This is a genomic window from Herbiconiux oxytropis (assembly GCF_024979315.1).
Classification (GTDB): Bacteria; Actinomycetota; Actinomycetes; order Actinomycetales; family Microbacteriaceae; genus Herbiconiux; species Herbiconiux oxytropis.
The window spans coordinates 429,626-448,314 of record NZ_JANLCK010000001.1 but is presented as its reverse complement, the minus strand read 5'-3'; the positions used below and the strand labels follow the sequence as shown (position 1 = coordinate 448,314).

Sequence of the window (18,689 nt, the reverse complement as noted above, 5' to 3'; positions counted from 1 at the left end):
ATTCCGGGCGACGACACGTACTGTGGCCCTGTGTGGCGCGCCGATAAGAAACGAGAAGCAGACGAGACCCCGTCTGCGGTCGACCCCGTGGAGTCGGCCTGGGGGCGGAACGGTCAGGGCGGTGGCCAGGTCGGCCAGGTCTACAGCACCGACAGCCTCGTCGAACCCACGCGCGACGCCTGGCGCGCCGAGATCGCTGCGATCGGCGGCCCCTCGCCCCTCATCGCGTTCGACGACTCCCCACGCTCTCGCATCGAACTGAGCACCACGCACCCCGGCGGTCTCGCCCAGTTCATCACCGGCAACTCCACCCTGCTATCGAGCCTCATCCGCGACGAGCTCGCCCTCCGGAACGCCCGCATCGCCGCCGGCGCCATCACCGACAAGGGCGTGGAGCTGCGCTCGGTCCGTGGCATCGACTCCGTGCACCTCGCCATCGGCCTCGCCGAGTGGCGCGGCACTGCCCCCGATGCTGGCCCCGGGGCCGACGGCGGGGCCGGTGCGGAGCAGTCCTTCCGCGCCCCCGTGCTCCTGCGCCCCATCTCGGTGCGACGCTACGGCCGCGACTTCGAGCTCAAGCTCCGCGGCGCCCCCTTCGTCAACCCCGTGCTCGCGCGCCGCCTGCAGGAGCAGTTCCAGATCACGCTCGATCGCGAGTCGCTCGTGGCGCTCGCCGCCTCCAACGGCGTCTTCAAGCCGCAGCCGGTCATCGACCGCCTGCGCAGCCTCACCTCGCACCTCGCGTGGTTCCAGGTGCACCCGCGTCTCGTGGTCTCCTCGTTTGCCGACGTCGCGAGTGACATGCTGGCCGACAGCGGCGACCTCGCGCATCCGGTGCTCGACGCGCTCGCAGGCAACCTCACCTCCCGTCGCGGAGTGCAGGACGGCTACCACCCCATCGACCCGTCTCCGCAGGACCACCGCGCGCCCTCCACCGACACCCTCCTGCTCGACGCCGACGGCGAGCAGGAGAACGTGATCGCGCAGATCGCGGGCGGCAACTCGCTCGTGGTGAAGACCCTCCCCGGCACGGGCGGCACCCAGACCATCGTGAACGCCATCGGCGCGCTCGTGGCCCAGAACAAGCGCGTGCTCGTGGTGAGCCCGCGCCGGCTCAGCCTCGGCGGCATCAACCGACGTCTCTCCGACGTGGGGCTCCCGGGCGTCGCGGTCTCGCCGCGCACGCTCCGCCGTGACCTCATCCAGTCGATCGGGCGCAACGAGAAGGCCGCGCAGCCCCGGGTGGCCGACGTCGACGAGGCGCTCGTGCGCCTGCGCAGCGTGCTGCTGGACTACCGCACCTCGATGTCGCGGGTCGACCCGCTGCTGAAGGTCTCGGTGCTGGATGCGCTGCGCGAGCTCGCGCGGCTCGCCCTGCTGCCGAACCCGCCGGCCACCACCGCCAGACTCGACCGCCCGGCGCTCGAGTCGCTCGCCTCCGGCCGGCAGAAGGCCGCCAAGACGCTCTCACGCGCCGCCGAGCTCGGCCAGTTCCGCTACGGCCCCGACGACTCGCCCTGGTACGGCGCCCAGTTCTCCTCGGGCGACGACGCCCACCGCGCACACGCTCTCGCCAAGCGCCTCAACAACTCCGATCTGCCCAAGCTCCTCACGGGCGCCTACGACCTCATCGGCCAGACCCGCATGCGGCCGTTCACCTCGCTCACCGAGCTCGGCACCTACCTGCGACTGCTCGCCGACCTCCGCGAGACGCTCGACAAGTTCCTGCCCGTGGTCTTCGACCGCTCGCTCACCGACCTCATCGCCGCCACCTCCCCGCGCCGCGACGCTCCGCAGATGTCGTCGACCTCGCGCCGGCGGCTCAAGTCGCTCGCCAAGGAGTACGTGCGTCCCGGCGTGCACATCGGCGACATCAACGAGTCGCTCCGCCGCATCCAGCAGCAGCGCACCCTCTGGTACCGCTTCGCCGCGGCCGGCATCCCGCCGGAGATCCCCGTGGGCATCAACGACGTGCAGATGGCGTTCCAGCGCGTCACCGAGGATCTGGCGCAGCTCGACCTTCCGCTCGGCACGGTCGGCACCTCGAAGCAGCTCGGCTCGCTGCCGATCGACCAGCTCATCGGCATGATCGAGGGTCTCGCCGCCGAGTCGGAGGTGCTCGCCAACCTGCAGGAGCGCACCGAGCTCCTCGACTCGCTGCGCGAGCACTCGCTCGATCCGCTGCTCGTCGACCTCTCGAACCGGCACGTGCCCGAGCACGCCGTGCCCGACGAGCTCGAGCTCGCCTGGTGGCAGTCGGTGCTCGAGCTCATGCTCGCGAACGACCGAGCCCTGCTCGGCGCCAACACGGGCGTGCTCGACCGCCTCGAGGGCGACTTCCGGCTCGTCGACGAGGCCCACGCCTCGATGAACGGCCAGCTGCTCGCGTGGCAGCTCGCCGAGACCTGGAGCGTCGGCATCCTCGACCACCCGATGGAGGCCACCGCCCTCAAGCAGCTGCTGCGCGGCGACGGCGTGTCGTCGTTCTCACTGCACGAAGCCGCTCCCCATCTCGGCAAGGTGCTCGCGCCGGTCTGGCTCGCCTCTCCCTACGAGGTCTCGCAGATCACGGATGCCATCACCTTCGACACGGTCGTGCTCGTCGACGCCGGCGCCACGACCCTGGCCGAGAACGTGGGCGCCATCCGCCGTGCCCGCCAGGTCGTCGCGTTCGGCGACCCGGTGACGCAGACGCCCTCGCATTTCGAGGTCGCCATCCGCCCCGTCGACGACCAGCGCACCCGCTCACGCGACGACGCGTCGCTTGTCGACGAGCTGCACTCGGACTCCGCGCTCGCGCGCCTCGCCGACCTCGTGCCGACCCTCTCGCTCACCCGCAGCTACCGCGCGGGCGGCGAAGATCTGGCCGAGCTCGTGAACCACCGCTTCTACGGCGGCAAGATCGACTCGCTCCCGTGGGCCGGCACATTCCTCGGCCACGGCAGCCTCGCTCTGCACTACGTCGAGGGCCGAGGCGGCATGCCCGACTCCGAGACCGGAGCCGTCGAATCCGTCGACGCCGAGGTCGACGAGGTCGTCTCGCTCGTGCTCGACCACGCCATCAACTACCCGCGCGAATCGCTCATGGTCATCACGGCTTCGCCCAAGCACGCCGTGCGCGTGCAGCAGGCGGTGCTCGCGGCCTTCGCCAAGCGCAGCGACCTCGCCGACTTCGTGCTCAAGGAGCGCGCAGAGCCGTTCATGGTGGCCACGCTCGAGCAGTCGGTGGCGCAGAGCCGCGACCGGGTGATCTTCTCGGTCGGCTACGGCAAGACCGCGCACGGCCGCGTGCTCACGAACTTCGGCGGGCTCGCCCGCCCCGGAGGCGAGCGCCTGCTCGCGGTCGGGATGACGAGGGCCCGCCGATCCATGGACATCGTCAGCTGCTTCACGCCGGCCGACATCGACGAGGACCGGATGAACTTCGGTGTCGTCGCGCTCCGCCAGATCCTGCAGGAGGCTGAGTCGGGCCCGACCCCCGACACCTTCTCCTCTCCCGGCGACGCCCTGCTCATCGACCTCGCCCGCCGCCTCGGCGCACGCGGCCTCGACGTGGCCTTCGAGCACCGTGGCAAACTCACGCTCGTGGCCTCGCACGACGGCAGGGCCATCGCGATCGAGACGGATGCGGTGGTGCACTCCACGTCGCTCCGCGAGTCGCTCCGGCTCCGACCCGACATGCTGCGCCGTCTCGGCTGGCACTACCTCCGTGTGCACTCCTTCGAGCTCTTCACGAACCCCGAGGCCGTGGCCGCGAGGATCGCGAACGTGCTCGGGGTGCGGGAGCTGGCGCTCGTCGAGACCCAGCCGATCTCGTTCTAGGCCGTCACGACCTAGGATCGCTCGCATGAGTGTGCAGAGGACAGGCCGGCGCCGGGTCTCGACCGGCCCCGTGCCCGGTAGCGACCCGACGCCCCAGGCGACTCCGGAGGGCGCGCCGGTGCGCGCGGCGGAGGACACCGACGAGTCGTGGGGCGACCGGCCGCCCTCGGCGACGACGGGGCCCAACGACGACCGGCTGAAGCGCGACGTTCCGCCGCACTGGTGACTAGTGCTTGGGGGCGTGCCCGGTAGCCGGCGGCTCACCCGCGGCGGCGGCGCGCTCGTTCGCGAGCAGGTCGCGGATCTGGATGAGCAGCTCGGTCTCGGTGGGAGGCAGCTCCTCGTTCTTCTCCTGCAGCGACTCGGCCGGGGTCTTCTTGATGGCGAAGGCCGCCTTCTTGAGGTGGTTGATCGGCAGCACGAAGACGAAGTAGACCACCACGGCCACGAGCAGGAACTGGATGAGAGCGCCCAGCACCGCGCCGAACTTGATGTCGGACCCGTTCAGTGTCCAGACCGCCACGTTCTCCAGGTCGCTCGCTCGGAAGATCGACGCGATCAGCGGGTTGAAGATGTTGTTGACGATCGAGTTGACGACGCCCGTGAAGGCGGCTCCGATGACGACGGCCACGGCCAGGTCGATGACGTTCCCGCGGAGGATGAACTCCTTGAATCCCTTCAGCATGCCGACAACCCTACGATGCGGACTTGCTGGGAGCCGCGGCCGGGGCGGCCGGTGCGCTCGCAGGGGGAGTGCTCGACGACGAACCCGACCCGTCGCCCGACGAGCCCGACGACCCGGATGAGCCCGATGAGGTCTTGGCGCGCGAGTCGGTGCGGTAGAAGCCCGATCCGTTGAAGGTCACGCCCACGGGGCTGAAGATCTTGCGCAGCCTGCCGCCGCAGACGGGGCACTCGCTGAGCGTGTCGTCGGTGAAGGCCTGCTGGATGTCGAAGGCGTTGTCGCACTCGGTGCAGCGGTAGGAGTAGGTGGGCACGGGGTCTCCGGGGATCAGGGGCGGTGCAGGTGGCGGGTCACGAGAAGCGGATGATCCTCGTGGGGGTGACGGCCCCGTCGACGGGGGCGTCGTGGAGCTCGCGCGGCACCTGCTCAAGGATCTCATCATCGAAGACCACCGCGAACACAGGCGGCCGCTTCTCCATGGAGCCGAGCGTGCGGTCGAAGTAGCCCCGGCCCCAGCCCATGCGGGTGCCGTGCTGGTCGACGGCGGAGGCGGGGATGAGGATGAGGTCGGCGTCGTTGATGGCGATGGGGCCGAGGATGCCGCCCACGGGCTCCGGCAGGCCGTAGAGTCCCTCGGTCTCGGTCTCGCCGTCGCCCTCCGCCCAGTCGAGCAGTCCGTCCTGCCGGGCGATCGGGAGGAGCACGCGCCGGCCGTCGGCGATGGCCCAGTTGAGGAACTGCCGGGTGTCGGGCTCGAACGACGTGGAGAGGTACGCCGAGATGGTGCGCGCCTGCTTCTCGGTGGCCAGGGCGATCAGGTTCGCCGTGAACCCGGCGTTGGCCGCGTCGACCACGTGGGCCGGCCTCGTGCGGCGGCGCTCGCGGAGCTCGGCGCGCAGAGCCCGCTTGTCGTTGGACTCATCCGTAGGCATGCCAGCAGGATACGCTGGGAGCATCATGGGGACACAATTGACGAAAGCCGTAATTCCGGCTGCCGGACTCGGCACACGCTTCCTGCCCGCGACGAAGGCGATGCCGAAGGAGATGCTCCCTGTCGTCGACAAGCCGGCCATCCAGTACGTCGTCGAGGAGGCCGTCGACGCGGGGCTCAACGACGTGCTCGTCGTCACCGGCCGCAACAAGGCGGCCATCGAGAACCACTTCGACCGGGTGTACGAGCTCGAGTCGACCCTTCAGCAGAAGGGCAAGGGCGACATGCTCCGAGTCGTCAACGAGTCGACCGCCCTCGCCGAGATGCACTACGTGCGCCAGGGCGACCCGCTCGGCCTCGGCCACGCCGTGCTGCGCGCGCGCATGCACGTCGGCCACGAGCCCTTCGCCGTGCTCCTCGGCGACGACATCATCGACGCGCGCGACCCGCTGCTGAAGCGCATGCTCGAGGTGCAGCAGTCGCGCACCGCCACGGTGATCGCCCTCATGGAGGTCGACCCCTCCATGACCCACCTCTACGGTGTGGCCTCGGTCGAGCAGACCGATGAAGACGACGTGGTGAAGGTCACCGGTCTCGTCGAGAAGCCAGACAAGGGCACCGCTCCCTCCAACCTCGCCGTCATCGGCCGCTACGTGCTCATGCCCGAGGTGTTCGACATCCTCGAGAACACGCCTCCGGGCAAGGGCAACGAGATCCAGCTGACGGATGCTCTGCTCACCCTGGCGGGCGACGACGAGATCGCGGGCGGCGTCTACGGCGTCGTCTTCGGTGGCCGCCGCTACGACACCGGCGACAAGCTCGACTACATCAAGGCCATCGTGCAGCTGGCGAGCGACCGTCAGGACCTCGGGCCCGACCTCCGCCCGTGGCTGCAGGAGTTCGTCAAGGGCCTGTAGGGGTCTGGCGAAGGATGTTCGTTCCCACGCTCGTCGAGGGGCCGGTGACGGCCAGACCCATCCGGGTTCGAGACGCCAAGCCCCTCGAACGGGAGCTGATCGAGAACCGCACGTGGCTGCGCAAATGGGAGGCCACCAATCCGCAGGGACCGATGTCGTTCGACACCCGTGCGAGCATCCGCGCGTTGCAGGCGAACGCCCGTGCCGGCCTCGGCCTGCCCTTCGTGCTCGAATACGACGGGGAGCTGGCCGGGCAGCTGAACGTGTCGTCGATCAGCTACGGCTCGGTGGGCTCCGCATCGATCGGCTACTGGGTCTCGGAGCGGTTCGCGGGCAAGAACATCACACCCATCGGGGTGGCCCTCGCGACCGACTACTGCTTCTACTCGGTGGGGCTGCACCGGGTCGAGATCTGCATCCGGCCCGAGAACGGCCCGAGCCTGCGCGTGGTCGAGAAGCTGGGCTACCGCTACGAGGGGCTCCGGCGTCGCTACATCCACATCAACGGCGACTGGCGCGACCACTTCTGCTTCGCGCTCGTGCGTGAGGAACTGCCGGTGGGTGTGCTGCGGCGCTGGCAGGAGGGGCAGGTGCCGGTCGGCGACGGCTCCGTGCCCGAGAGCGACCGGATCGCGGCCACCCGGCAGCTGCCCGTGCAGCCCCGCTGAGCATCCGCTGAACGCTTCCCGGCGAAGCATCCGACACGCGCCCCTCATGCGGGGGCGGCGTGCCCGCTCGCCCCTACCGTAGAGCCATGACGACGGACTGGCTGAGCGGTGGCTTCATCATCGCGCTCGCCGCGGTCCTGTGGCTCGCGTACCTGCTGCCGTCGTGGTTCCGCAGCCGCCAGTATCTCGCGACCGAGCGCAACGCGGTGAGGTTGCAGCAGACGCTCCGCATCCTCGCCGAGACCGCCGAGCTGCCGCAGGAGGTGCGCGTGGAGGCCAACGCCCGCGCCATCGCCGAGCAGGAGCGCATCCTGAAGCACCGGGCTCTCGAGCGCGAGCTCTCGGTGGTGCCCGCCGCCGTGCGCACGGCCGATCGGCTCCGGCGGTCTCGTGCCGGGACCTCCGTGGTGCTGCTGCTGTCGGTGGCCGTCGCAGTGCTCGGCGGCATGCAGGCCGTCTACACCGGGGCCTGGATCATCCTCATCGGCGGCGTGATCGCCTCCGGCGTGAGTGTGGCCGTGCTCGTGAAGCTCTCGAAGGCAGGGCGCCGGCTGAGGCTGCCCCGGCCCGAAGCGCCCACGGCGCAGGTGTTCGTGATCCACGACGTGGGGGAGGACCGTCAGGGCGACGGCGTCTCCGAGCTCGTCGAGGCCGAGGAGCCCGTGGCGGTCGAGGAGGAGCAGACGGACGGCTGGACCCCCGTCGCGATTCCCCGCCCGCTGTACATGTCGCGCGCGGCCTCGGCCCCGCTCGGGCTCGACGACGGGCCCGACGAGGCGGAGGTGCTGCGTGCCGCTGCCGCCGCCGACGAAGCGGCACTCCGAGCGCGGCTCGAAGCCGAGCGTGCCACCGTGGCCGAGCTCCCGGTGGCGCCGGTCGCCCAGGCGCCCGCGGCCGCCCCGTCGCGCTTCGCCCGCATGGGGATCGTCGACGCCGACACCGAGCCGCACCTCGATCTCGACTCGGTGCTAGCCCGGAGGCGGGCCGGCTGATTCCGGCGTACGGTGCGTCGTCGGCGCCCCGTGGAGTGTCCATGCCCGGGCGGCGATGGGTCGCCGACCTAGGATGACTGCATGAGCGACGCCGGAGTCACCCCACGCGCCCCCGCTGCTGCTTCCCAGGCCCGGCGACCGGGCCCAGGGGGCGCGCGTGGCGCCTCCGCCATCGACATCTCCAAGCGCGATCTCACGCTCGACCTCGCGCGCGTGTTCTGCGTGCTCCTCGTCGTCGTCATCCACCTCCTGATGGTGGGGGTGGGCTTCGGCGCCGACGGGCAGGTCGAGGTGTCGAGGCCGCTGGAGAGCCAGTGGTGGTTCGCGCCCGTGACCTGGGCGGGGCAGATCATGCCGCTGTTCTTCGTGGTGGGCGGGTTCGCGTCGATCACGGCGTGGCGGAGTCTCACCCGGCGGGGCGGCACCGCCTCCGACTACGTGCGCAACCGCGTGCTGCGGCTCGCGCAGCCGGCGCTGCCGCTGTTCGTCTTCTACGTGGTCGTGATCGGTGGGGCGCGCCTCGCCGGCATCGAGCCGCAGCTCGTCGATCTCGCGGTGGAGGGTGCGGCGTCACCGCTGTGGTTCCTTGCCGCCTACACGCTGTGCCAGGCGCTCGTGCCGCTCATGGTGTCGTGGCACAGCCGTGCGCCCAAGGCGACGCTCGCGGTGCTGTTCGCGGGAGCGGTCGCGGTCGACGCGCTGCGCTATTCCACCGGCATCGACACCATCGGCCTCGCCAACCTCTTCTTCGTGTGGCTGCTCGTGCAGCAGATCGGCTTCTTCTACGCCGACGGCTGGTTCGACGCTCGGCGATGGTACGTGCTCGTGGCGATCCCGATCCTCGCCTACGCCTCGCTCGTGCCGCTGACGGTGTGGGGGCCGTACTCCGACGACATGCTCACCAACCTCAACCCGCCCACCGTGCCGCTGATCGCGCTCGCGGTGGCCCAGGCGTGCATCCTGCGCCTGCTGCGGCCGGCGCTCGCCAGGCTCATGAACACGCACGCAGCCCGCGCCGTGGTGTTCCTCGTGGGCACCCGGCTCATGACCATCTACCTCTGGCACCTGCCCGTCATCCTCATCCTCTCGGGCATCGCGCTGCTCGTGCCCTACGCGAGCCCCGAGCCCGCGAGCCTCGCCTGGTGGTGGACCAGGCCGATCATGTTCCTGCTCGTGATGGCCGGGGTGTTCGGGCTCTCGTTCCTCGTGGGGCGCTGGGAGGCGCCGCGCGAGGTGGAGCCGACGCCGCCGCCCGCGGTCGTCGCGATCGCCACGGTGCTCGCGTTCCTGCCGCCGTTCGCAGTGATGGAGTACTTCATGGATCTGCCGATCGCAGTGGGCGGGAGCATCCTGCTGGGGGTGTCGATCCTGCTGCTCGGGAGGTGGAAGAGCAGGACGGGGCGTCGCGCTCCGGCCGGTTCGCGTTCCTCGGCGGTTTCGTCGTAAACTGTCTGAGTTGTCGCAGCGATGCGACGGCGGGGCTATGGCGCAGTTGGTAGCGCGTCTCGTTCGCAATGAGAAGGTCAGGGGTTCGAATCCCCTTAGCTCCACCGACCGGACGGTCGATCGGACATGTGAAGGCATGTCTGGTCGGCCGTTCTGTCATTCATGTGTTCTGCGCAACGTCGCGCGCACTACTGAGTTGTGAGGTGCTCGCTTGCGGGCAGTGTGAGGGTTCGTTCCGCGACTTCCTCGGCGACAGTGCTGAGATTGAGATGGTTGCTGCGGGCGTAGTCGCGAAGAATGGCGAAGGCAGTGTGCAGGTTGGCACCGGTCTGCGCGGCGATGACACCTTTCGCCTGCTCGATGATCACTCGGCTGTCCAGGGCGCGCTGCAGTTGGTCCGTGACGAGAGTGGTGTCGCGGAGGGGGCGTTCTTGAAGGATGCCGATGGTCGCGACATCCGCCAGCGCCTGAGCGACGGCCAGATTAGATTCGCTGAGCTCGCCTGTGGTGTTACTGAGAAGTCCCATTGCGCCGATCGTCTGTCCGCGCAGTCGCAACGGGAACGCATGCATGGACTGAAATCCTTGCTGAAGGGCTGCGGCACAGAATGCCGGCCACCGGTCCTCTTCCGAGATGTCGGGGATCGTCACTCCCTCACCGGTCTTGAACGATTCCACGCAGGGTCCCTCGCCCGCGTTCAGCTGAATCACCTCGACGAACTCGGCCTCTTCGTTGGTGGAGGCGATCAGCTGCAACCAGCCATCCGGGTCCGTGATCAGCAACCCGCCTGCATCGGAATCGACGAGGTCGGTGCATACCTGCACGAGCGTGTCGAGGAGGTCCACGACGTCATAGTCGTCGACCAGCGTGTCCGCCACTTTCACGAAAGCGGCGCTGAGACGGGCATCCCGTGACAGTTCAGCCATCATCCTTTTCCTTCCTCCAGTTTCGTCCGCACCGCTGCCTCCCGCTACCCGGTGGGCTCGGTGAAGTCGAGGGTCTGTGCCACCACGTCGCGTGCTATGTCGTCGACGCTTCGGCCGACGACATAGGCGTAGCCGCGGAGCCGGGCGAACGCGTCCGTGACGGACGTGTCGAGTTGGACGGCGATCATGCCGGTTGCTTGGTGGACGTGGCGCCGCGTGCCCCCGACCAACGCCGAATCGTGCCGTCCGTCACCGTCGGCATCTGCGGCCGCGTACGCCGCGGCCCTGCCCGCGGCGGCCCCCGCAAGAGCTGTGGCTTGAGCGACATCACGGTCGGAGAGGAGGCCCGGTGAGAGGCGGTACAGGTCGACGACTCCCACTGTCGCTGCGCCTATCCGCATCGGGAACGAAAAAAGCGCCTTTGCATCCGTGTCGACGACGGCGTGCCCGAACATCGGCCACACCGAGTGATCCGCGGCCTCGACGTCGGGCACGAGCACGGGCTTCTGCAACTCCAGTGCCCGGTAGTGCGGGCCTTCTCCGAGGTCGTACTGCAGCTGCTCAAGGCGGGTGGCCAGAGCGTCGCTGGAGGACACCGTGGATTGATTCCCGGCCACCGTCACCATCGACACCGATGCTCCATCGACGGGCAGACGCGCCAAGAAGCCGGCATGCAGAGCATTCGAGCGCGGCGGCTCGGCCCCATCGACATGGCCCGCCTCGATCGTCACCATCAGCCCCTCGGTGTCAGACCAGTAGGGGCGTGAGCGCCTTCTACCGGGACGCGGGGACCAGGCGTCGTAGTGCCGACCCTACAGGACTGGGCCTTGGTTGGCGCCCATCGTCTCGTCCGAGCCGCTCTGAGTCAGGCCGGACGCCTTCAGGGGACGGTGCGAACGTTCGATCACGGCCAGGGTGGTCCCATGACGTCAGAGCTGCTGGGCACTCACGATGGGACACTCTATGGCTGGCGGTTCTGGGCTTGGGAAATGATCTTCTCGGCGACGTCGGACAGGCGTGCACCGGTCGTGCGGGCGCGTGCGCGCATGCGATTGAACGCTTCGGTCATGTCGATGTTCTCAGAGTGTGAGAGCACCCCTTTGGCTTGCTCGATGACTACCCGGCTGTTGAGTGCGTGCTGAAGTTGTTCCTGTGCAATCTGGGCCTGCCGGAGGGTGCGTTCCTGCAGGATGCTTATGGTTGCGACATCCGCCAGTGCTCGGGCGGCGATGGCGTCGTCGGGATGGAGTGGCCCGGTAGCGTCTCGGAACAGGTTCAGGGACCCGATGGTCTGTCCCCGCAATTTCATGGGGATAGCGTGCATGGAGAGGTAGTCGAGCTCGGCGGCGTCGGTCGCGAACTTCGGCCAGCGGGCAAAGGTTGCAGCGATGCTCTCGACCGTGACGAGTTCGCCGCTTTCGTAAGCGTCGACGCAGGGACCCTCGTCGGCGCGCACCTGCAGCAGGCTGATCAGCTGGCTGCGTTCGCTGGTGGAGGCGATGACCTCCAGGTCCCCGTAGGGGTCGGGGAGGAGGATGCCGGCATCGGTGGCGTCGAGGATATCGGCGCAGCGCTCGACCAGGGTGTGGAGGACATCGACGATGTCGTAGTCGACGACGAGGGTGTCGGCGAGGTCGACCAACGTTCGGAGTAGCTGTCGTTCTCTGTCAGATGCGGTCACTGAATACTTCACCTACTTCTCTGCATTGGTCACGATGGGAACGTCAGTTGTCGCGCGATGACCTGTGCTGCGATCTCTCGAACGGGTTTCCCGTCAGCGAAGGCTCGGGCGCGAATGAGCAACAGGGCATCGTCGGAGTTGACGCCTGTCTGGGAGACGACCATGCCGGTGGCCTGGTGCACCTCGCGGCGCGAGTAGGGCCCGTCGCCGAGTGGGTCGCCTTCGTACTCTGGCCGGCGCCTCATCTCCCGATCCAGAATGAGCACGGCCGCGACGTTGGCCAACGCGGAGGCCCTTTCCACGTTGGCCACTGTGAACGGGTGCTTGGTGTCGACGTAGAGGTCTACCGCCCCGATCTCGAGGGTTCCGACAACAAGAGGAAACGCAAACACTCCGTGAATGCCGCTGGCAGCGATGGCGTTGTGAAGACTCGGCCACGCCGGATTCTGGGTGCTCTGCACGTCCGGGACCAGCACGGGGGCGCGGGTGTTCAAGGCCTCCCAGCACGGCCCTTCCCCGAGATCCAATTGCAACTCATCCAGGCGGGCGGCGAGGTCGTCACTCGCGCAGATGGTCTGGACATCGAAGGGATTCTTCAGTGTCGAGACGGCTGCTCTGGAGATCGGCAAGGATGCGAGGAACGGAGCGCAGAAAGTCGGTGTCATAATCGATCCCCGGTCATCGGCGAGGGCGGGTTCATTGTCGAGATTCTTGTCATCGTGTCCTCCCGGCCTGTCACCCAGCAGTTGTCCGTGTGTCCCGCACTGAGATTCGGGCCGACGCCGAACTAGGCTCGGCCCCGCTTCAAGACGAGACCCATCTTAACAACACCAAGCCTCCTACAGAACGAGCGTGGCCCTGGTGCTTCGCATCGCCATGTGCCTGGTCCTCGGACACGTTGCAGCCCAGCGGCATGACGATGACCATGGGCGCCAGGGCCGTGGCGGTAGCGCGGCCCCGTCTGACGCCTCGGTATGAGCGGAAGCGCATGGCAGATGTCTGTCTCCGCGTGCGCTTCTTCAGCACGTCAGCGAGGGCTTTGCCGATGCCGAGGCCTTCTCCGAGTCACCCAAGGACGCACCGCTTCGCCGCTGACTCGATATCGGCCGCACCAGTGGGCCTTGGGTGCGGACGAGCGCGGAGGAACTCTGCAGCCTATTTGCCCGTGACTTTGCGGAGGAAGCCGGCGACGGGACGCTGTTGCTCGCCTTGCTGGGACGCCAGCACGATCAGGGTTCCCGTGAGGGCCGGAATCACCCACTGCAGTATCCGCTGCTTCCGCTGGGCTGCGGCGAGAGCTTTCGATGCGGTGGGGCCGGGCTCGGTGACACCTTCTCCGCCTTCGTCGGCGTGCTTGCCGATCGTTGCGCCGAGGATGGCCGAGTAGAGACTCGCGGCTCCGGCCAATCCGGTGATCACGAGTTTCACCTTCGTGTTCGATCGGGCCTCGGGCTGGCCTGCGAGGCGTGCTTTGTTGCCCGTGATCAGGCCGATGCCGCCGATACCGTGGGTGATGATGGCCACCAGCTGGACGGGCGCCCATTTCGCCCAACCCAGCGATGAGAGACGGAGCCGCTCGGTGGGGTCGTTCGCTGTGGCGGTCGCCCCGTTCAGGCCGACGGCGCCCATGAGTGTGCCTCCGAACCAGGCGGCCAGGCCGACGTCGTGCATTCCCCGAACCAGCGTGTTGCGTTCTGACATCATGCGTCCTCTCGTGTGGATGGATTCTCACTCTCGGTCGGATGCCGGATCGGACGAGTGGGTTGACAGAACGCATCCGTCCGGCGGTGAGCGAAACGACCTGCGCAATGAGGGTTGGTCAGGCTGTCAAGCCCCAAGCGGTAGCCAGGGCCGGTCGTAGCGTGCTGACCAAACCAGGTCGCCGCGTGCGGCGGGGCCGCGCCGGAACCACTACCGCCATTGGAGGCACTTCATGTTCGCAAAATGGATCGCTCGTATCCTCGGAATCGTCGTCGCGTTGCTGGCGGTGGCCGGCCTGTTCGTCGAGGGTGAGCATTTCGGCGGCTTCGCAAACGTCGATCTGCCGCTGGACATCGCCCGCATCGTGATTGCGATCGCGCTGCTCTGGGTCGGATTCGCTCACGTCCGCCGTGCAGCTCTCTCCACGGTCCTCGCACTCGTCGGCATCGTCTATCTGCTGATGGGCGTGATCGCGATCTTCGACGCTGACCTGTTAGGCATCCTGCCCACCGGGTTCACCGGCTTCGACATCGCGTTCCACATCGTCGCGGGCCTGCTCGCCCTGATCGCCGCGTTCGTGCCGCGACGTGAAGAAGTTGACACCCGTGCTCCCAGCGGGCTTCCCGCTGCCCGCAGATGACGGATCCCAGGCCCCGTGCCGTCGCTGCTGACGTGCCCTGGCCGCTTCTGGCCGCTCTGATCGAATACGGAGAGATGGATCGCATCACCTTCGCGGTGTCCGACGTAGCTCCCGACGCTGACATCGGCCCCGTCGTGCTCGGCATCGACCTCCTGGCGGGCGAGTCCGGGGATGCGCTCACGTTTCTCGCGCGGTTCGATAGGACGGGGTTCAGCGCCTGCACGACCTCAGGTGATGCGTTGACGGCGCTGCACGGGGCCTGTGTCGCGTACTCCGATGGCGCGGTGAGCGTGACGGCGCGCCTGCCTGTTCAGCGGGACAGGTCCGGCCGTTCGCCGGTCGCGTTCTGCATCATCGACGGTGTCCCGATCCAGACTGGCATCCCGGTCGTGATCGTTCCATCCATCGCAACCTGACCCACCGTCCGACGCTGGCCGGGAGCTGCGGCGCCGGGTGAGAAAGGTCAGCTCGCTCCGGTAGTGCGGGCGATGGCCACCGCGGAGTGGATGCCGCCTGTGAAAGGTGCGCCGTGGCCGGGTAGGACGATGCGTGCTCCAGTCGCATCGAGGCGACCGAGGGAACTCAGTGCTTGTTCGGAGTTGGCGGTAGCTGCGCCGGCGACGATTCTCGGCCCCTCCGCACCCGTGTAGGGATCGAGAGTCACCAGCGCGTCGCCGGTGATGACGGCGTCGGCGTTGGGGAGGTTCAGCGCGCAATGCCCGAATGTGTGGCCGGGTGTTTCAACGACGACGGGACGCCCTGGCACGTCAAGCGTGCCGGTGCCTTCGTAGGGGACGACATCCGAGATGCCGCGCACCCACAGTGCACCGGCGGCCGCCATCCCTGCGAGAACTGGGACGGCTCGCGGGTACATGGCGGGGTAGAGCAACCGTGAACGCTCGTGTGCGTACCGGTAGGGGTGCCGGGCGATGTAGGCATCGTCAGGGTGCACGTGGACGGGGCATCCGATGTCGCGGTGCAGGCGCTTCGCCGCCCCGATGTGGTCAAAATGCGCGTGTGTGAGCACCAGGGCCTCGACATCTTCTGGTCGGTGCCCGAGAGCGTGAATCGCGGCGAGTATGAACCGGTGACTGTCCGGTAGCCCGGCATCGATCAGGGTCAGTTTTCCGCCCTCTTCGAGGAGGTAGCAGTTGACGTGAGCATGCTCGAGTCGGTGCACTCCGGGCGCCACAGATCGCGTCAGTACGGCTCGTGACCGCCGTGTCAGCTGCCTCATGGCTGGCTCGTTCATGCGCTGTATGCGGACAGGAGGGGGGCGTTGCTGTCGCCGAGGGTGGCGTAGATCACCTGGAGGGCTTCCTCGAGATCCCCGCACAGGCCCACCTCGTACGGTGGGAGCACGTCGATGCTTTCGAAGACGGAACCCATCCTGGTCACGAACCCCACGCATGCCCAACTCGACGTCAGGTGCACCTCCCACTCATCCCTCGTGGGATGCGCGACCTCGACGTCGACGATGACCCCTCCGAACCGGGTGCCGGTCACGACGCCCCCCTTCCTGTCCGCGTCATCGCTTACTTGGTGCTGAGCTTGTCTTTGATCACACCGGTGGCCTTGTCGACCAGGTTCGGCTTCGCATCGGTACCGAAGAACCGCGGGTCCGGCTGTGTGGGCGGCGGCATCGGCACCGAGGTCTCCGGGCCGTCGCGGTAGCTGAACTCGCCCTTCCCATCCGGGGTCGGACCCGACGCCCACGAACCCTCTGCGGCGGTCTTGCCGTCGGAGAAGTTGATGTACTCGTAGGAGAACTCGCGGTGCTCCTGGTTGATGGGGAAATTGCTCGGCACCGGCAGCGTCTCGGTGCCCTCGGCCTGCAGCTCGGCGACCGCAGCCAGCCACTGGTTCTGGTGCATCGTGTCGCGGGCGATGAGGAACGACAACAGGTCGCGGACGCCCTTGTCGTCGGTCATGTTGTAGAGGCGTGCGGCCTGCACACGGCCCTGCATCTCGGCGTTGGCATTGGCGGTGAAGTCGGCGAGGAGGTTGCCGCTGGCGGTGACGTAGGAGCCCTGCCAGGGGTTGCCGTTGCTGTCGACCGGGCGGGCGCCCGCACCGGCGACGATCGCGGCCTGCACGTCCGTGCCGCCGATGACTGCACCGAGCACGGGGTCGGCGGCCATCGCGGCTTCGGACTGCTCCACGGGAGCCTTCTCGAGGAGTTGGGCGATCATGATCGCCAGCATCTCGACGTGACCGAACTCCTCGGCTCCGATGCCGAAGAGCAGGTCGCGGTATTTGCCGGGCTTGTGGGAGTTCCAGGCCTGGAATCCGTACTGCATCGCCACGGAGATCTCCCCGTACTGACCTCCGAGCACTTCTTGCAGCCGGCGTGCGTAGACCGCGTCAGGCTTCGAGGGTGATGCTGTGAATTGCAGTTCTTGCTTGTGGAAAAACATGAATCGTCCTCCTGTTCCGCGCTCCGCAGGTCGGGGCGTGTTGGTCGCGAACCTACGACCTGCTCTTGAGGCGACGAGGGGCTGGACTTCTGCCGCTCGACACCATATGCGCAGCGTCGTCGAGCGAGGGGTGCACTTTCGCGGGTCGACGGTGAACTCGATGTCCCCTGTGGCTGGTCACGCCTTGATGAGATTGGATGCGGACATGACTTCGGCTTCGTCGATCAGTCGGAGCCCGGTGGGTGATTCCGCGGTTGCGATGATCGCCCTCACCCATTGCTCATCGATTCGGGGTGGGCGGCTGCCGTTGAAGCGGAATCGGATGTCGGTGGATGGGCAGACCCAGAGCGTCTCGCGGCCGCTGCCGAGGTCGGGGGCGCGTTCGAAGGAGAACGCGATGCTCTTGCCGGCGCGGAGCAGGCTGAGCAGTGCGAGAGTCGCTGCGCTTTCGGCGGATGCTTGGTCCAGGTAGGTGGTTTCGAGGTTCTCGCAGTCCATACCGGACAGGTCGTAGGGATGTTGAAGCACGAAGTGGCTTCCCATCGCGGTGAGCTCGTGGAGGATTTCGATCTCAGGCATGGTCACCTCGTTCGAGGCACTGTTGGCGGGCTGCACGGGCCGCGTCCTCGAGCGAATCGAAGTATTCGCTCGCCAGACGGGGGGTCAGCCAGACTGCATGGAAGCCGGCACCGTCCGCTTCCACGAATCCGAGCAGGCCGCGGGAGTCTGATTCGGGCATCGAACTGTCCCAGAGCCGCCACCCTGCGTCGACGACTGGCATGATCTCGACGACGTCGACGTGTGTTCTCATGAGGTGAGCCGCTCAGGCCGACACGCGTTGAAGCTCGGCCGGTTCATCCATGAGGTAGAGGCCGGTGCCGGCAATGCAGGCGTCGGCCGACCGCCCAGCCGCTGTTGCCAATATGTAGATAACCCACCCGAAGACCACCCTGTTTCTCGCAATGAGACAACAATCCGGGACCGGGACCTGAGGTTTCCCCCCGCCGACTAACCCTTTGAGCCGGGGGTGGGTACTGCTGACCGTACGCGCACCTGGCGGCCGTGTCACGGGTCTGGAACGAATCCTCGAGGGTAGATTTACGGGGAGGTCGTGTGCAACGCGCGCTAGGCGCGGTGAGCGCTGGCGTCGATGATCTCTTGGGCCACCACGGAAAGGCGGCGGCCGCTGTGGCGGGCGCGATTGCGCAGCAACGTGAACGCTTCGTGCATATCGACCCGTTCGGTCTGTGCCAGCACCCCCTTGGCCTGTTCGATCACGACACGGCTGTCCAGGGCGTGCTGCAACTGTTCCCGGGCGATGTCGGATTCCCGCAGCGCACGTTCCTGCAGGATGCTGATCGTGGCGACATCGGTCAGAGCTTTTGCGACCGCGGTGTCCTTGGGCTCCATCGGCCCGAGTCGGTCGCTGAACAGATTCATCGACCCGATCGTCTGGTTCCGCAGCCGCATGGGGATGGCATACATCGACTGGTAGTCGACGCTCGCGGCGCTCGTGGCGAACGTGGGCCAGCGGGCGTACGTCGAGGCGATGTTGTCGACGGCGACGATCTTTCCGGTCGTGTACGCGTCGACGCAGGGGCCTTCCTCTGCCCGGAGTTGGAGGATGCTGATGAGGTGGCTGCGTTCGCTGGTCGAGGCGACGACCTCCAGCGATCCCGAGGCGTTCGGCAGCAGGATGCCGGCGTCGGCCGCTTCGAGAATGCCGGCCGCCCGTTCGACCAGGGTGTGGAGGAGGTCGATGACGTCGTAGTCGTCCACGAGGGTGTCGGCGAGATCGACGAACGTTTCGGTGATCAGTTCTTCTCGTGCGGGGACAGTCATGCGCCTAACTTACGCCCTGCG

22 protein-coding genes and 1 tRNA gene are annotated in these 18,689 nt (G+C 67.6%); 9 read left to right on the top strand and 14 right to left on the bottom strand.

Annotated elements, in window-relative coordinates:
- Nucleotides 1-30: 30 nt before the first annotated feature.
- Both N1028_RS02170 and N1028_RS02165 read left to right on the top strand, forming a co-directional pair.
- A complete protein-coding gene (locus tag N1028_RS02170; RefSeq protein ID WP_259525124.1) occupies nt 31-3,822 on the top strand; it encodes an AAA family ATPase in 3,792 nt (1,263 codons plus the stop codon).
- Nucleotides 3,823-3,847: 25 nt separating this feature from the next.
- Nucleotides 3,848-4,048, top strand: a complete 201-nt coding sequence (locus tag N1028_RS02165; RefSeq protein WP_259525123.1) for a hypothetical protein — start codon at nt 3,848-3,850, stop codon at nt 4,046-4,048.
- Here the strand turns inward: N1028_RS02165 and mscL are convergent, their stop codons facing one another.
- Genes mscL through N1028_RS02150 form a run of 3 tightly spaced genes read right to left on the bottom strand, consistent with a single transcriptional unit; the run spans nt 4,049 to nt 5,439 of the window.
- Entirely contained in the window at nt 4,049-4,507 is a 459-nt protein-coding gene (gene mscL / locus N1028_RS02160; RefSeq protein ID WP_259525122.1) for a large conductance mechanosensitive channel protein MscL, read from the bottom strand.
- 10 nt (nt 4,508-4,517) lie between these two features.
- The gene (locus N1028_RS02155; RefSeq protein ID WP_259525121.1) at nt 4,518-4,820 is read right to left on the bottom strand and encodes an FmdB family zinc ribbon protein; all 303 of its coding nucleotides are present in this window, start codon (nt 4,818-4,820) and stop codon (nt 4,518-4,520) included.
- Nucleotides 4,821-4,857: 37 nt separating this feature from the next.
- Nucleotides 4,858-5,439, bottom strand: a complete 582-nt coding sequence (locus N1028_RS02150; RefSeq protein ID WP_259525120.1) for a 5-formyltetrahydrofolate cyclo-ligase — start codon at nt 5,437-5,439, stop codon at nt 4,858-4,860.
- A 25-nt stretch (nt 5,440-5,464) separates the two neighbouring features.
- Here N1028_RS02150 and galU point away from each other — a divergent pair, with 25 nt between their 5' ends.
- The 5 genes from galU (at nt 5,465) to N1028_RS02125 (ending at nt 9,565) form a co-directional block, all read left to right on the top strand.
- Nucleotides 5,465-6,355 carry a UTP--glucose-1-phosphate uridylyltransferase GalU gene (galU, locus tag N1028_RS02145; protein ID WP_259525119.1) on the top strand — a complete coding sequence of 297 codons (891 nt, stop codon included), beginning with the start codon at nt 5,465-5,467 and terminating at the stop codon, nt 6,353-6,355.
- 14 nt (nt 6,356-6,369) lie between these two features.
- On the top strand, nt 6,370-7,023 hold the full coding sequence (locus N1028_RS02140; RefSeq protein ID WP_259525118.1) for a GNAT family N-acetyltransferase: 654 nt from the start codon (nt 6,370-6,372) through the stop codon (nt 7,021-7,023).
- Nucleotides 7,024-7,109: 86 nt separating this feature from the next.
- Nucleotides 7,110-8,015 carry a hypothetical protein gene (locus tag N1028_RS02135; RefSeq protein WP_259525117.1) on the top strand — a complete coding sequence of 302 codons (906 nt, stop codon included), beginning with the start codon at nt 7,110-7,112 and terminating at the stop codon, nt 8,013-8,015.
- Nucleotides 8,016-8,096: 81 nt separating this feature from the next.
- Nucleotides 8,097-9,461, top strand: a complete 1,365-nt coding sequence (locus N1028_RS02130) for an acyltransferase family protein (RefSeq protein WP_259525116.1) — start codon at nt 8,097-8,099, stop codon at nt 9,459-9,461.
- Between the two features lie 31 nt (nt 9,462-9,492).
- A tRNA-Ala gene (locus N1028_RS02125) sits at nt 9,493-9,565 on the top strand.
- An 84-nt stretch (nt 9,566-9,649) separates the two neighbouring features.
- On the opposite strand, the gene N1028_RS02120 is transcribed toward N1028_RS02125, so the two are convergent.
- From N1028_RS02120 to N1028_RS02100, 5 genes are all read right to left on the bottom strand, one after another.
- On the bottom strand, nt 9,650-10,390 hold the full coding sequence (locus tag N1028_RS02120) for a GAF and ANTAR domain-containing protein (RefSeq protein WP_310795557.1): 741 nt from the start codon (nt 10,388-10,390) through the stop codon (nt 9,650-9,652).
- Between the two features lie 41 nt (nt 10,391-10,431).
- Nucleotides 10,432-11,121, bottom strand: a complete 690-nt coding sequence (locus N1028_RS02115) for a GAF and ANTAR domain-containing protein (RefSeq protein ID WP_259525114.1) — start codon at nt 11,119-11,121, stop codon at nt 10,432-10,434.
- Between the two features lie 227 nt (nt 11,122-11,348).
- Nucleotides 11,349-12,029 (bottom strand): GAF and ANTAR domain-containing protein, encoded by a 681-nt coding sequence (locus N1028_RS02110; protein ID WP_259525113.1) that lies wholly within the window; start codon nt 12,027-12,029, stop codon nt 11,349-11,351.
- A 68-nt stretch (nt 12,030-12,097) separates the two neighbouring features.
- Nucleotides 12,098-12,811: a GAF and ANTAR domain-containing protein gene (locus tag N1028_RS02105; RefSeq protein WP_259525331.1), complete on the bottom strand. Its 714-nt coding sequence runs from the start codon at nt 12,809-12,811 to the stop codon at nt 12,098-12,100.
- Between the two features lie 412 nt (nt 12,812-13,223).
- Nucleotides 13,224-13,769, bottom strand: a complete 546-nt coding sequence (locus tag N1028_RS02100; RefSeq protein WP_259525112.1) for a hypothetical protein — start codon at nt 13,767-13,769, stop codon at nt 13,224-13,226.
- Nucleotides 13,770-14,001: 232 nt separating this feature from the next.
- Between N1028_RS02100 and N1028_RS02095 the strand changes: the two genes are divergently transcribed.
- Together N1028_RS02095 and N1028_RS02090 are read left to right on the top strand one after the other, a co-directional pair.
- Nucleotides 14,002-14,409 carry a hypothetical protein gene (locus N1028_RS02095; protein ID WP_259525111.1) on the top strand — a complete coding sequence of 136 codons (408 nt, stop codon included), beginning with the start codon at nt 14,002-14,004 and terminating at the stop codon, nt 14,407-14,409.
- Between the two features lie 74 nt (nt 14,410-14,483).
- A complete protein-coding gene (locus N1028_RS02090; protein ID WP_259525110.1) occupies nt 14,484-14,825 on the top strand; it encodes a hypothetical protein in 342 nt (113 codons plus the stop codon).
- A 47-nt stretch (nt 14,826-14,872) separates the two neighbouring features.
- On the opposite strand, the gene N1028_RS02085 is transcribed toward N1028_RS02090, so the two are convergent.
- From N1028_RS02085 to N1028_RS02060, 6 genes are all read right to left on the bottom strand, one after another.
- The gene (locus N1028_RS02085; RefSeq protein WP_310795556.1) at nt 14,873-15,589 is read right to left on the bottom strand and encodes an MBL fold metallo-hydrolase; all 717 of its coding nucleotides are present in this window, start codon (nt 15,587-15,589) and stop codon (nt 14,873-14,875) included.
- A 68-nt stretch (nt 15,590-15,657) separates the two neighbouring features.
- Nucleotides 15,658-15,915, bottom strand: a complete 258-nt coding sequence (locus N1028_RS02080; protein WP_259525108.1) for a hypothetical protein — start codon at nt 15,913-15,915, stop codon at nt 15,658-15,660.
- Between the two features lie 29 nt (nt 15,916-15,944).
- On the bottom strand, nt 15,945-16,826 hold the full coding sequence (locus N1028_RS02075) for a manganese catalase (protein WP_259525107.1): 882 nt from the start codon (nt 16,824-16,826) through the stop codon (nt 15,945-15,947).
- 177 nt (nt 16,827-17,003) lie between these two features.
- Entirely contained in the window at nt 17,004-17,405 is a 402-nt protein-coding gene (locus N1028_RS02070; RefSeq protein ID WP_259525106.1) for a DUF7882 family protein, read from the bottom strand.
- Nucleotides 17,398-17,637 (bottom strand): hypothetical protein, encoded by a 240-nt coding sequence (locus N1028_RS02065; protein ID WP_259525105.1) that lies wholly within the window; start codon nt 17,635-17,637, stop codon nt 17,398-17,400. The genes N1028_RS02070 and N1028_RS02065 overlap by 8 nt, the downstream gene beginning before the upstream one ends.
- A 314-nt stretch (nt 17,638-17,951) precedes the next feature.
- Nucleotides 17,952-18,668: a GAF and ANTAR domain-containing protein gene (locus N1028_RS02060; RefSeq protein ID WP_259525104.1), complete on the bottom strand. Its 717-nt coding sequence runs from the start codon at nt 18,666-18,668 to the stop codon at nt 17,952-17,954.
- Nucleotides 18,669-18,689: the final 21 nt, after the last annotated feature.